This is a genomic window from Vreelandella olivaria (genome assembly GCF_023507745.1).
Classification (GTDB): Bacteria; Pseudomonadota; Gammaproteobacteria; order Pseudomonadales; family Halomonadaceae; genus Vreelandella; species Vreelandella olivaria_A.
This window is the reverse complement of sequence record NZ_JALPZO010000112.1, coordinates 14,192-27,303: the sequence shown is the minus strand read 5'-3', so window position 1 is coordinate 27,303 and position 13,112 is coordinate 14,192. Positions and strand designations below refer to the sequence as shown.

Below are 13,112 nucleotides of genomic sequence, written 5' to 3'. Positions count from 1 at the left end.
CCTGCTTGCAGGGTAACCGCCAGATATGGGCTGTCAGTATTGGGCATAAGCAGCAAGGGTTATCGTCTCTCAGCTGACGGGCAACATCCTATACGTATGGCTTACTTCACTAAGACGCGCATCACCAGCAAGGGTTCATGGAAAAAATAAATTATCATACTGGGCGAGACAAAAAACCCCCGCCCGCCTAGAGCGGACGAGGGGTGATGCAGTATTTCGAATACGCCAAACCCAGCAGCATGCACCGCTGCCGGGGAAAGCGTTAGCCTTTAGCAACCATGGCAAGCGCTTCATTAAATGTTTTGCTCGGGCGCATCGCCTGACTGGCCAGTTCACCGTTCGGATGGAAATAGCCTTGAATGTCCACCGCTTGGCCCTGAACACTATTCAGCTCATCAACGATAGTTGCTTCGTTGGCTGTTAATGTTTCTGCCAGACGGGTAAAGAGAGACTTCAGTTCTGCGTCCTGATCCTGAGCCGCCAGAGCTTCTGCCCAGTATAGCGCCAGATAGAAGTGGCTGCCACGGTTGTCCAGCTCACCTACTTTGCGCGATGGCGACTTGTTGCTGTCGAGGAACTTGCCGTTCGCCTCGTCGAGTGCTTTTGCCAGCAAGGTGGCACGCTGGTTACCGAAGGTGCTGCCCAAGTGCTCAAGCGATGCTGCCAGGGCCAGGAATTCACCTAGCGAATCCCAACGCAGGTGATTCTCTTCAAGGAACTGCTGAACGTGCTTTGGCGCAGAGCCACCAGCTCCTGTTTCAAACAGACCACCACCGCTCATTAACGGTACTATGGAGAGCATTTTGGCACTGGTACCCAGCTCCATAATCGGGAACAGGTCGGTGAGATAGTCACGCAGCACGTTACCCGTCACAGAAATGGTGTCTTCGCCTTTACGGATACGCACCAGGGAGACCTGCATGGCATCAACAGGCGCCAGAATGCGGATATCCAGGCCACTGGTGTCATAATCCTTCAGGTAGTTTTCCACCTTCTTGATCAGTTGAGCATCGTGTGCGCGGTTAGCATCCAGCCAGAAGATTGCGGGCGTACCACTATCACGGGCACGGGTAACCGCTAGTTTTACCCAGTCCTGAATCGGCGCATCTTTGGTTTGACACATACGCCAGATATCGCCAGCTTCCACGTCATGGCTGAATAACGTTTGACCAGCGTCGTTGGTGACGACGACAGTACCGTCAGCAGGAATATGGAAGGTCTTATCATGGGAGCCATACTCCTCCGCCTTCTGCGCCATCAAGCCAACGTTGGGCACACTACCCATTGTGGTCGGATCAAAAGCGCCATTTTGCTTACAGTCTTCAATGACTGCCTGATAAATGGTGGCGTAGCAGCGATCCGGAATGACGGCTTTGGTGTCTTGAAGCTCGTCATTCACGTTCCACATTTTGCCTGAATCGCGAATCATCGCTGGCATGGAGGCATCAATGATCACATCGCTCGGCACATGCAGGTTGGTAATCCCTTTATGGGAGTTCACCATTGCCATTGCCGGACGCTCCTGGTAGAGCGCGTCGATATCACTCTTGATCGCTTCCTGCTGGTCGCCGGGTAGTGTTTCAATAGCGCTGTACAGATCACCAATACCGCTATTGGAATTGAAACCCGCTGTTTTTAGCGCATCGGCGTGCTTTTCAAGCACATCTTTGTAGAACTCTTCCACAACGATGCCAAACATAATAGGGTCAGAAACCTTCATCATGGTGGCTTTCAAGTGCAGGGAAAACAGCACGCCTTGGGCTTTGGCATCACTGATCTGGCTATCGATAAAGCTGCGCAGGCGACGGCTGCTCATACTGGCTGCGTCAATTACCTCGCCTTCTTTAACGGCAAGGGCTTCTTTTAGTACAACGTTGGTGCCATCTTTTTGTTGCAGCTCAATCTTGAGTTTGCCTGCCGTCTCCATCACGGCAGACTGCTCGCTGCCATAGAAGTCGCCTTCGCTCATGTGCGCCACATGTGACTTGGAGTCAGCACTCCACTCACCCATGCGATGCGGATATTTGCGAGCGTAGTTTTTTACTGACTTCGGCGCCCGGCGGTCCGAGTTACCTTCACGCAGAACCGGGTTTACCGCACTTCCCTTGGCCTTGTCGTAACGCGCTTTAACAGAAGCCTCTGCGTCGTTTTTAGGCTCATCCGGGTAGTCAGGCAACGGATAGCCCTGGCTTTGTAGTTCTTTGATCGTCGCTTTCAGCTGTGGGCCTGAAGCACTGATGTTCGGCAGTTTGATAATATTGGCTTCCGGCGTGGTCGCCAGTTGGCCAAGTTCAGTAAGATCGTCACTAACGCGCTGCTCATCACTAAGCACGTCAGGAAATTGCGCCAACACCCGCGCCGCCAAAGAGATATCCCGCGTTTCAACTTCAACACCAGCTGAATCGGTGAAGGCGTCAATAATCGGCAATAAAGAGTATGTCGCGAGTGCTGGGGCCTCGTCGGTGAGCGTATAAATGATCTTCGGCGTTTTGGACATTTTTGCGTTAACCTCTTTTTCTGTCGCTGTGATTATAAAAAAATCAAGCTACGCGGCTCATTCATCGAGAGACCATGCCGCGAAGCAGGCGGAGCAATCTGTTAACTGCCCCAGGTATCACTCGGTGGTTTACTGCGATGGTGGTTACGACGACTCCAACACGGTTCAAGCGGTAGTGCGGAAGTATACCAGCGCTGAACTGTAATCGCATGGGCGATTGTCGACAAATTAAGAGTGCCAGCGAAGAGGAATCATGAGCACGTTATATTTACTGCATAAACCCTACCGTATGCTCTCCCAATTTACCGATCGCCAAGGCCGTGCCACTCTGGCCGATGTGATTGACGCCCCTGGCGTCTATGCGGCGGGACGGCTTGATTACGATTCGGAAGGTTTACTGCTGCTAAGCGACGATGGCAGTTTGATTCACCGCATTGCCCACCCTCGCCACAAGCAGCCCAAAACCTACTGGGTACAGCTTGAAGGGCAAATTAGCGACGAAGCCATCAACGCCCTGCGTAATGGTCTTGTGTTAAAAGATGGCCCAACCCAACCTGCCAAAGCACGTCGCATCGCACCACCCGCCATTAACCCCCGTGAGCCAGCAATTGACCCCAAGCGTCATCCGTCCACCAGTTGGCTGGAACTGACGATCACGGAAGGCCGCAACCGACAGGTGCGGCGTATGACGGCCCATGTGGGGTTCCCTACGTTACGGCTGGTACGGGCAGCGATAGGGCCTTGGCAACTAGGCGACCTGCAGCCTGGCGAGTGGCGCAAAGAAACTCTGCACGCCCCACGCCCAGCCAGGAACATCAACCGTACCACAACCCCCAGGCGTAGACGTTCATGATCCCGGTTCGCGACTCATCCATTCAGCACTCCGCCATTAGAACGACGGCTGCCTGTGTTATTCAGCGCAACGGGCGTTTTCTTATGGTGGAGGAGATGCAGGGCGTGGCAGCCACTGTTTTTAATCAACCCGCTGGGCATGTGGAGCCGGGGGAAGGCCCGATTACCGCCATACTGCGGGAAGTACAGGAAGAGACAGCCTGGCAGGTCACCCTGACGGGCTATCTGGGGCTTTACGTATTTCATACTGCCAATGGCCTCACGTTTCATAGCCATGGTTTTATCGCGACGCCTGAAACCCGCCTAACCACACCTATTGACAGCGATATAACCGCCATTCACTGGCTGACACTGGACGAGATTAAAGCCTTGGATGCCGTTCAGCGACTGCGCAGCCCGCTGGTATTAAAACGCATTGAAGATGCCATTAATGGCCGCCACTTTCCGTTGTTGGTTATCCAGGAGTGAAGCACTCGAAGCGTTAAGCCCCCATCGTGTATAATCCCCGACCAATTGCACACTCTCTCGCACACTAGTTCAACTGAGGATGCCAATGACATCCACCGATGGCACAACCACCACCACGACACCCAACACCGGCAAAGTGATTGTCGGCATGTCGGGTGGTGTCGACTCTTCCGTATCCGCTCTCCTGCTACTCCAACAGGGGTATGAGGTTGAGGGCCTGTTTATGAAAAACTGGGATGAGGACGACGGCACAGAGTACTGCACAGCGAAAGAAGACCTCGCTGACGCTGAAGCGGTGTGCGCCAGGCTGGGCATTAAGTTGCATACAGCCAATTTCGCCGCCGAGTATTGGGACAACGTGTTCGAGCACTTCCTTGCAGAATACAAGGCGGGCCGAACACCCAATCCAGACATCCTATGTAACCGGGAGATCAAATTTAAAGTCTTTCTGGAGTACGCCGAGATGCTGGGGGCGGAAAAAATCGCCACGGGGCACTATGTGCGCCAAGGGCTTCGCGGCGGCCGCCCACGCCTGTTAAAGGGCCTGGATAACAATAAAGATCAAAGCTATTTTCTGCACGCGGTTCCTGAGGCAGCCATCGCCCGGACACTGTTTCCTGTCGGTGAACTGGAAAAACCGGAGGTGCGGGCTCTAGCCGAGCAGCACGGTCTGGTAACGGCCAAAAAGAAGGATTCCACCGGTATCTGTTTTATTGGTGAGCGTCGCTTCCGCGACTTCCTCCAGCAGTACCTGCCTGCTCAGCCCGGCACTATCGAAACACCGGAAGGGGATGTTATCGGCAAACACATGGGGCTGATGTACTACACCCTTGGCCAGCGGCAGGGGCTGGGCATCGGTGGTCTGGCCAACTATCCGGAAGACCCCTGGTACGTGGCAGCAAAAGATCTGGAGCGCAATGTACTGATTGCGGTTCAGGGTAAACACCATGCGTTGCTCTATACCGACTCACTGGCCACTGAAACGATGGACTGGGTGGCCGGAAAGCCGCCTGTCCAGCAAGGCCGTTTTACCGCCAAAACCCGCTATCGTCAAAGCGATTGTGCTTGTGAAATCCGAGCATTACCGGATGGCAGCGTAGAGGTCCACTTCGATGACCCTCAGTGGGCAGTCACACCCGGCCAATCACTGGTGCTGTATGATGGTGATATCTGTTTAGGCGGCGGCGTTATCCGCACCACCTGGAAAGCCTCGGAGGCTGCCGCATGAGCTCTACCACCCCCATACACCGTGCACCTGACTCGCCCGCAGCGCGTCAGGCACTTGCCCTGGCAGGGGTTTTTCAAGCGGCCAGCCTGGTAGATGAGCTGGCCAAAACGGGCCAGGTCGACACCCGCGCCTGGGAAACGCTGATAAATGCCACCGTAGACACCAACCCTGAAAGCTTTGAAGCCATCTATGGGGGCCACCCCAACAATCTACGCCGGGGCCTTGAAACCCTCGAAGCCCTGGTTGGCCGTAAGCAGGCCAACCCCGTGGTGCTACGCTATGGCTTTTCACTGCTTCTACTGATGAACAAGCTGCGCTCCGACCGCACTATGATGGATATACTGGGCCAAAAACTGAGCCATATCCAAGGGCAGGCGGAGCACTTCGGGGCTACCCATGAAAATGTGGTTGCCAGCCTCGGCGAAGCCTACCAGGAAACGCTTTCCACCTTTAAAACCCGTATTGTGGTTCAAGGTGATCCTTCGTTACTCCAGACCCGCATGATGCCCGAACGGGTACGCGCCTGTTTGATGGCAGGCATTCGCTTTGCCCTGCTATGGCACCAGCAGGGAGGCCGCCGCTGGAAACTGGTGTTCCAGCGTAAAGCCCTGCGCCGCGCCCTGGACAGCCTCGGCTGACTTTTTAAAACACGTATTTTAGCGACACGCCCTTTCGACACACTGACCTTTGACCATCTGGAAGCCAAGCCATGCAACTCTCTGCTCTGACCGCCCTCTCCCCCGTTGACGGCCGCTACGGCGCTAAAGCCGCTGCGCTACGTGAACACTTCAGCGAATTCGGTCTGATCCGTGCGCGCGTGATTGTGGAAGTGCGCTGGCTGCAGCGCCTTGCGGAACACAGCCAAATTGTCGAAGTGCCGCCGCTCTCTGCCCAGGCGACCGCGTTTCTTGAGCAGCTTATTCGCGACTTCTCAGTGGAGGATGCCGAACGCATCAAGGAAATTGAGCGCACCACCAATCACGATGTCAAAGCCGTTGAGTATTTTTTGAAGGAGAAGATTGCCGGTCAGTCCGAACTCAACGCCGTCACTGAGTTTATTCACTTTGCCTGCACCAGCGAGGATATCAATAACCTCTCTTATGGCGTGATGCTGGCTGATGGTTTGAAAGCGATGCTGCCAACCATGCACGAAGTGGCCGATGAAATTGCCAAACTGGCCATTGCCCATGCGGGCCAGCCGATGCTCTCCCGCACCCATGGTCAAACGGCCAGCCCAACCACCTTGGGCAAAGAGATGGCCAATGTAGCCTACCGCCTAAAACGCCAGCTCAAACAAATTGAAGGCGTTGAGATACTGGGCAAAATCAATGGCGCCGTTGGCAACTATAACGCCCATTTGGCGACCTACCCGGACATCGACTGGGAAGCCAATGCGCGCACTTTTGTGGAAGGTCTGGGCTTAAGCTTTAACCCTTACACCACTCAGATTGAACCGCATGACTACATCGCCGAGCTATTTGATGCCGTATGCCGCTTTAACACTATTCTGATCGACTTTGACCGTGATGTATGGGGCTATATCTCGCTAGGCTACTTCAAACAGCGCACCGTGGAGGGAGAAATCGGCTCTTCCACCATGCCGCACAAAGTCAACCCCATCGACTTTGAAAACTCTGAAGGCAACCTGGGGCTTGCCAATGCAGTGCTCAGCCATCTGGCGCAAAAACTCCCCATCTCCCGCTGGCAACGTGACCTGACTGACTCCACCGTACTGCGTAACCTGGGTGTTGGTTTGGCCTATGGTTTGATTGGCTACCACGCCAGCCTTAAAGGCATCAGCAAACTGGAAGCCAACCCTGAGCGTCTGAACGAAGACCTGGACAATAGCTGGGAAGTCCTTGCTGAACCTATTCAAACGGTCATGCGTCGCTACGGCATCGAAAAACCCTATGAAAAGCTCAAAGAGCTAACGCGTGGCAAGCGGATCGATCAGGCTGGTTTTGCCGCCTTCATTGATACGCTTGAATTACCCGAGGCGGTAAAAAATGAGCTGAAAGCACTCTCTCCGGCCCGCTATATTGGTAATGCCAAAGCACAGGCCGAAGCCCTTAACCAGCGGCTTGCCTCACTGTCATAACGCACTTGCAACAGCGCAGCGTTCACCTACCAGGATACCGCCATGAGCCAACCCCATAAGCCACTAACCCTGTTGGGCGATTTAACACCCGCAGACTTCCTGGCCAACTACTGGCAACAGAAACCGCTGCTGATTCGTGGCGCTATCCCCGAGTTCATCAGCCCAATCGACCCAGATGAGCTGGCAGGCCTTGCCTGCGAGCCGGGCGTGGAAGCAAGGCTGGTGGAGGAAGAAGGCCCCGATGGCCCCTGGCAGGTTTCCCATGGGCCATTTGACGATGCCACCTTTGAGCGTCTTCCTGAAGGCAACTGGAGCCTGCTGGTTCAGGCAGTGGATCACTATGTGCCCTCCATCGCTGCGCTTATGGATGAGTTCGACTTTCTACCCCGCTGGCGCCTGGATGACATCATGGTCAGCTATGCGCCTCCTGGCGGTAGCGTCGGGCCACATATTGACCAATATGATGTTTTCCTGCTTCAGGCCAGTGGCCACCGCCGCTGGCAGTTGGGCGGCAAACAGTCTGACGACGCCCCCATTATCCAGGGCATCGACCTGCGCATCCTGGAAACATTTGAGATTGAGCCTGATTCCGACTGGACACTGGCACCCGGAGATATGCTGTATCTGCCGCCGGGCTGGGCACATCACGGCATTAGCCAAACCGACGACTGCATGACCATTTCGGTAGGTTTTCGGGCTCCCTCAGCAGACGAGGCTATCACCTCTTATGCTGACTTTTTAGGCGAGCAATTGCCCGCCTCCATGCGTTACAGCGATGCTGGTATGGCGCCTGCCAGCCAGATAGGCGAACTGGATGACGCCGCCATTGAACGCATGCGACAGTTTATGCTGGCAACACTGGATCAACCGGCCCAAATTGCCCAATGGTTCGGCCGGGTGATGACCCAGCCCAAATATATCGATCAACTTGCGCCACTAGAGCAACCCATGAGTGAAGAGGACCTTGTTGCGCAACTACACGCAGGCGCCCCCCTGTTCCATATGCCAGGCTCACGCTTTGCATGGCACCATAGTGTAAGTGGCACCACCCTGTTTGTAGATGGCGATGGGCATCATTGCTCAGAGGAACTTGCCAAGCGCCTTGCCGACCCGGCACCGTTATACGAGGACGTATTAGAGCTTAGTGGTGCAACAGCATTAATCACTCAGCTCGTCAATACAGGCAACCTGGGCTTTATGGGTGAAGAGGACGAGGAGTAACCGTGCCTACTGTGGAAATACGTACCGGCGATTGGGATACCCTTGGGCAAACCGCCAGCATGATTCGGCGTATTGTATTTATTGAGGAACAGCGGGTTCCACAGGAAGAAGAGTGGGATGGTCATGACAGCGAAAGCATACACCTGATTGCCACGCTTGGGAGTGAGCCAGTAGGCACCGCACGCCTGCTGCCCGATGGACATATCGGGCGCGTTGCGGTGCTTGCCAACGCCCGTGGTACTGGCATCGGCTATCAGTTAATGGAAGCAGCGATTCACACCGCTCGTCAGGCAGGCCATGCAAAGGCTGAGTTAAGTGCCCAGGTGCATGCCCTGCCCTTTTATGAACGCCTGGGGTTTGAAGCCCACGGCAAAGTATTTATGGATGCGGGCATTCCTCATAGAGAAATGACACTAACCCTTTAAACATACCACTACTCTATCGCGCCACCACTGTGTGGCGCTTTTTTTGGTCACCATTTCGCTTGCTTGACGAAAAACGACTACATAAACCCGGCGTTATGCTTAGCCACTGTAGTCGAGTTACAACCCCGCCTGCCCCCAAGTGACAATTGTTGGATGCCTCATCCTCGTTGATAGTTATTGCACTGCAGCGTTACAGCGCGTTCGGTAGAGAAAACGCCTGCGACGTTGTAATTAGCGACGCTTCGTTATCAGACGATTGACGTAAAGACAGTGCAATAAACGTAACCAATGCTGGAAACAACTTCGCAGGTGCAGCATAAAAATAAGCGAACTTGCGACTGGCTAACACGACCCCGGAGGTATCAGCTCATGTCAGGACTTCTCGACGATATTAAAGCCATGGCCCAACTACGCGAAGCTCAAGGTGGTAAATGGGAAGCGATCAAACCTGAATACGCTGCCCGTATGCGTGCCCAGAATCGCTTCCACACCGGGCTGGATATCGCCCGTTATACTGCCAGGATTATGCGTGAAGACATGGCAGCCTACGATGCCGACACATCTCAATACACCCAGTCCCTCGGCTGTTGGCACGGCTTTATCGGTCAGCAAAAACTGATCTCAATTAAAAAGCACTTTGGCACCACCAAACGCCGTTACCTCTACCTTTCTGGCTGGATGGTGGCTGCCCTACGCTCTGAGTTCGGCCCACTGCCCGACCAGTCCATGCATGAAAAAACCTCGGTTGCCGACCTGATTGAAGAACTCTACACCTTTCTGAAACAGGCGGACGCCTGGGAGCTTAATCACCTTTTCCGTGCTCTGGACGATGCCAAAACGGCTGGCGATAGTGCTAAAGAGAAAGAGCTGATCAGCCAAATTGACAACTATGAAACCCATATCGTACCGATCATTGCCGATATTGATGCCGGTTTTGGTAATGCGGAAGCCACTTATCTGCTGGCGAAAAAGTTTATTCAGGCGGGTGCCTGCTGCATTCAGCTTGAAAACCAGGTATCTGATGAGAAACAGTGCGGACACCAGGACGGTAAAGTGACCGTTCCCCATGAAGACTTCCTGGCAAAAATCAATGCTGTGCGTTACGCCTTCCTGGAGCTGGGTGTTGAAGATGGCGTTATTGTGGCGCGTACCGACTCCCTGGGCGCGGGCCTGACCCAGAAAATTGCCGTTACCAATGAGCCGGGGGATCTGGGCGACCAGTACAACAGCTTCCTGGATGGTGATGTGATTGAGAGCGCTGGCGATATCAACAACGGCGATGTGGTTATCAAGCAGAATGGCAAACTGGTGAAACCAAAACGGCTGGCATCAGGCCTCTATCAGTTCAAGGCGGGCAGCGGAGAAGACCGCGTTGTTCTGGACTGTATTACCAGCCTGCAAAACGGTGCAGACCTGCTTTGGATCGAAACCGAAAAACCCCACGTTGGTCAAATTGCCAGCATGGTTAACCGCATTCGTGAAGTTGTCCCCGACGCGAAGCTGGTCTACAACAACTCTCCATCGTTCAACTGGACACTCAATTTCCGCCAGCAGGTGTTCGACGCCTGGGAAAAAGAGGGCAAGGATGTTTCTGCTTACCAACGCGACAAGCTAATGAGTGTCGAGTATGACAATACCGAGCTTGGTCAACTGGCTGACGAGTGGACGCGTAACTTCCAGCGCGACGCCGCCCGCGAAGCAGGCATTTTCCACCACCTGATAACCCTGCCCACTTACCACACCGCGGCACTCTCTACCGACAACCTGGCGAAGGGCTACTTCGGAGATGAGGGCATGCTGGCTTACGTAGCCGGCGTTCAACGCCAGGAAATTCGTCAGGGCATCGCAACGGTTAAACACCAGGATATGGCAGGCTCTAATATTGGCGACGACCATAAAGAGTTCTTCCACGGCGATGCAGCACTAAAAGCCGGTGGTAAGGACAACACCATGAACCAGTTCGGCTAGCATTTTATTGAACATGCCGTATACCGAGGGGGCGCCAGCCCCCTTTTTTGCGCCTCTTGCAAGGCAATTTCTGTTATACATACACTATGAGCACGCCTGCAAAGTATTTGCACACTGTTTTCTTAATGGGTGGCTACACTCTACTTTGTGATCTTTTTGGTTGATGGCTGGTCAAAGCGAGGAGCTTCCGTTATCTTTTAACGAACGCTGTTCTATAATCATATTGTTCGCGACAGCTATTTGAGCTGATACACCCTGGAGGTTTTAATGAAACGCCTATTACCTGTTGCTGCGTTAAGCATTCTCACGTTGGCAGGCTGTGCCAACACCTCTACCTATTCGGGTGATGTATATCGCGGTAGCCAGGCGCAAACTGGCCAAAGCGTTGCGTATGGAACGGTCGTCGCAGTGCGCCCGGTACAAATTCAGGCAGACAGCCGTGCCGGAGGCCTGCTCGGAACGGGTGGTGGCGCTGTGATCGGTGGCCTGCTGGGTAGCCAGGTGGGTGGCGGTTCAGGTCGCCAGTTGGCAACTGTTGCCGGTGCCCTGGGTGGCTCCGTGGCGGGTACTGCAGCCGAAGATCGTGCTAACCGCGTTAACGCCCTGGAAATGGAAATCCGTCGTGATGACGGCACCGATGTCGTGGTTGTACAGCGCGCAGACCATCAGTACCAAGCGGGCCAACGGGTTCGCCTGATCGGCAGCGGTGCCAACTTAAGCGTTGCACCTTACTAAACCTGCGCTTATGCGCAAAAGCGCCCGGTCAGTTTACTGGCCGGGCGCTTTTTATACTATTCAGTAACAGCTAGTGGGATATGTTGTTGCTTGCCCAGCTCGCCAGTTTCATAACGACTAACCCAATCAGTGCCAGCAGGATACCCACTAACAAAATCTCAACCGGGCGAACCAGGGTTGTTGCGCCCAATATGGCTAACGCGCCAATCCAAAGATAACGGTTCTCGCCGTGGGTTTTTAAAGCGCTGGGCAGCATTTTATCAAGCCCTTGGCTTACGCCGCTGTCCCAGCGTTTATTGGCAAAATAAACGATTAGGACAAAAGCGATAAGCCAAAGCAAAAGGATCGTCATAGAAAACTCCGATAGAAGGTTATCTCAAGGGTGAAAAAGTTGTCGAACTAGAGTATCCCCGCACACAGCACGGCGCAATACCGCCAAAGGCGAGTAGCGGGAAAAACCCGGCTTACCCCCTGACAAGCCAGCCTACACGCGTTACCATGTTGGGACATGCACTCACCGAAAGGTTATTCAATGCAAATTGCGCTAAACTCGGTTGTCGCGTTCCACTACACCCTGACCAACGATGCAGGTGAAGTGCTAGACAGTTCCGAAGGCCGTGAGCCGCTGACGTACCTCCACGGCGCTGGCAACATCATTCCCGGCCTGGAAAAAGAACTCGAAGGCCGCGCTGCGGGCGATAAGCTGAACGTTAAAGTATCTCCTGAAGAAGGTTATGGCGAAGTTCAAGAGCAACTGATGCAAGAAGTACCGCGCGATGCATTTCAAGGTGTTGAAAGCATCGAGCCAGGCATGCAGTTTCAAGCTCAAACTCAGGGCGGCCCGCTGATGGTCACCGTGAAGAAAGTTGAAGGTGATACCGTGGTGGTTGATGGCAACCACCCGCTGGCGGGGCAACACCTCAATTTTGATGTTGAGATCGCTACAGTACGTGAAGCAAGCCAGGAAGAAGTCCAGCACGGGCACGTGCACGGAGAAGGCGGCGTAGAGCACTAATTCTCTAGCGTCTAAGCTGCTACACGTATGCTAAAAGGGTGGCCCTGAGATTAAAGGGTCGCCCTTTTTTATTGGTCGTTAGTGGGCGCTGTTGAATTACTCCTCTGGAATCAACACCAATTGCCCATAGCGTACGCTGCGGGAAGACGTCACCTCATCGGAAAATTGCTTCAACACGCTGCCCTGCCCTTTTAACAGGGCCACCTCCAGGCAGCTATCGTGATTGATATGCACATGCAGAGTGGATAGCGTCAAATCATGGTGGTCGTGGGAGTGCCGGGTTAGCCGCTTGGATAGATCTCGTGCTGCGTGATCATAAACGTAAACAAGCGCTCCCATGCAGGGAGCCTCAGGTGCGACCTCCTCCCTGGCCTCTTTTAAGCCGCTACGCGTTAAATCGCGGATGGCTTCCGAACGGTTTTGGTAGCCACGTATACGCATTAGCGCATCCACTTCGCTGAGTAATTCTTCATCCAGGGTGACCGTTACGCGTTGCATCTCTTCTCCTTATTCCAGGCAGCCACCTGCTCTACGATCCCGTGGCTTTCGAACCACAAGGTATGATGTTATTGTAAAAACATCATACAAACTATCCACGGATTCAC

The 13,112-nt window shown here is 54.0% G+C and carries 13 protein-coding genes; 10 read left to right on the top strand and 3 right to left on the bottom strand.

Annotated elements, in window-relative coordinates; genetic code table 11:
- Positions 1-262 precede the first annotated feature (262 nt).
- Positions 263-2,497 carry an NADP-dependent isocitrate dehydrogenase gene (locus HP566_RS09725; protein WP_249977066.1) on the bottom strand — a complete coding sequence of 745 codons (2,235 nt, stop codon included), beginning with the start codon at positions 2,495-2,497 and terminating at the stop codon, positions 263-265.
- A 253-nt stretch (positions 2,498-2,750) separates the two neighbouring features.
- Here HP566_RS09725 and HP566_RS09720 point away from each other — a divergent pair, with 253 nt between their 5' ends.
- The 9 genes from HP566_RS09720 (at position 2,751) to HP566_RS09680 (ending at position 11,492) form a co-directional block, all read left to right on the top strand.
- Positions 2,751-3,350, top strand: a complete 600-nt coding sequence (locus HP566_RS09720; RefSeq protein WP_249977065.1) for a pseudouridine synthase — start codon at positions 2,751-2,753, stop codon at positions 3,348-3,350.
- Entirely contained in the window at positions 3,347-3,817 is a 471-nt protein-coding gene (locus HP566_RS09715) for an NUDIX hydrolase (protein ID WP_249977064.1), read from the top strand. Before HP566_RS09720 ends, HP566_RS09715 begins: the two co-directional genes overlap by 4 nt.
- Positions 3,818-3,902: 85 nt before the next feature.
- Positions 3,903-5,045 (top strand): tRNA 2-thiouridine(34) synthase MnmA, encoded by a 1,143-nt coding sequence (gene mnmA, locus HP566_RS09710; protein WP_249977063.1) that lies wholly within the window; start codon positions 3,903-3,905, stop codon positions 5,043-5,045.
- On the top strand, positions 5,042-5,683 hold the full coding sequence (gene hflD / locus HP566_RS09705) for a high frequency lysogenization protein HflD (RefSeq protein WP_249977062.1): 642 nt from the start codon (positions 5,042-5,044) through the stop codon (positions 5,681-5,683). Before mnmA ends, hflD begins: the two co-directional genes overlap by 4 nt.
- A gap of 71 nt (positions 5,684-5,754) precedes the next feature.
- On the top strand, positions 5,755-7,143 hold the full coding sequence (gene purB / locus HP566_RS09700; RefSeq protein ID WP_249977061.1) for an adenylosuccinate lyase: 1,389 nt from the start codon (positions 5,755-5,757) through the stop codon (positions 7,141-7,143).
- Positions 7,144-7,185: 42 nt separating this feature from the next.
- On the top strand, positions 7,186-8,364 hold the full coding sequence (locus HP566_RS09695) for a cupin domain-containing protein (RefSeq protein ID WP_249977060.1): 1,179 nt from the start codon (positions 7,186-7,188) through the stop codon (positions 8,362-8,364).
- Positions 8,365-8,423: 59 nt separating this feature from the next.
- The gene (locus tag HP566_RS09690; protein WP_284041408.1) at positions 8,424-8,789 is read left to right on the top strand and encodes a GNAT family N-acetyltransferase; all 366 of its coding nucleotides are present in this window, start codon (positions 8,424-8,426) and stop codon (positions 8,787-8,789) included.
- A gap of 369 nt (positions 8,790-9,158) precedes the next feature.
- Positions 9,159-10,757 carry an isocitrate lyase gene (locus HP566_RS09685; protein ID WP_249977058.1) on the top strand — a complete coding sequence of 533 codons (1,599 nt, stop codon included), beginning with the start codon at positions 9,159-9,161 and terminating at the stop codon, positions 10,755-10,757.
- A 267-nt stretch (positions 10,758-11,024) separates the two neighbouring features.
- The gene (locus HP566_RS09680) at positions 11,025-11,492 is read left to right on the top strand and encodes a glycine zipper 2TM domain-containing protein (RefSeq protein ID WP_249977057.1); all 468 of its coding nucleotides are present in this window, start codon (positions 11,025-11,027) and stop codon (positions 11,490-11,492) included.
- Positions 11,493-11,562: 70 nt separating this feature from the next.
- Here the strand turns inward: HP566_RS09680 and HP566_RS09675 are convergent, their stop codons facing one another.
- Entirely contained in the window at positions 11,563-11,844 is a 282-nt protein-coding gene (locus HP566_RS09675) for a hypothetical protein (RefSeq protein ID WP_249977056.1), read from the bottom strand.
- A gap of 180 nt (positions 11,845-12,024) precedes the next feature.
- On the opposite strand from HP566_RS09675, the gene HP566_RS09670 reads away from it, so the two are divergent.
- Complete coding sequence (locus HP566_RS09670) at positions 12,025-12,507, top strand: FKBP-type peptidyl-prolyl cis-trans isomerase (RefSeq protein WP_249977055.1); 483 nt, start codon at positions 12,025-12,027, stop codon at positions 12,505-12,507.
- 96 nt (positions 12,508-12,603) lie between these two features.
- Here the strand turns inward: HP566_RS09670 and nikR are convergent, their stop codons facing one another.
- Positions 12,604-13,005 carry a nickel-responsive transcriptional regulator NikR gene (nikR, locus tag HP566_RS09665; RefSeq protein ID WP_249977054.1) on the bottom strand — a complete coding sequence of 134 codons (402 nt, stop codon included), beginning with the start codon at positions 13,003-13,005 and terminating at the stop codon, positions 12,604-12,606.
- Between the last annotated feature and the right edge of the window lie 107 nt (positions 13,006-13,112).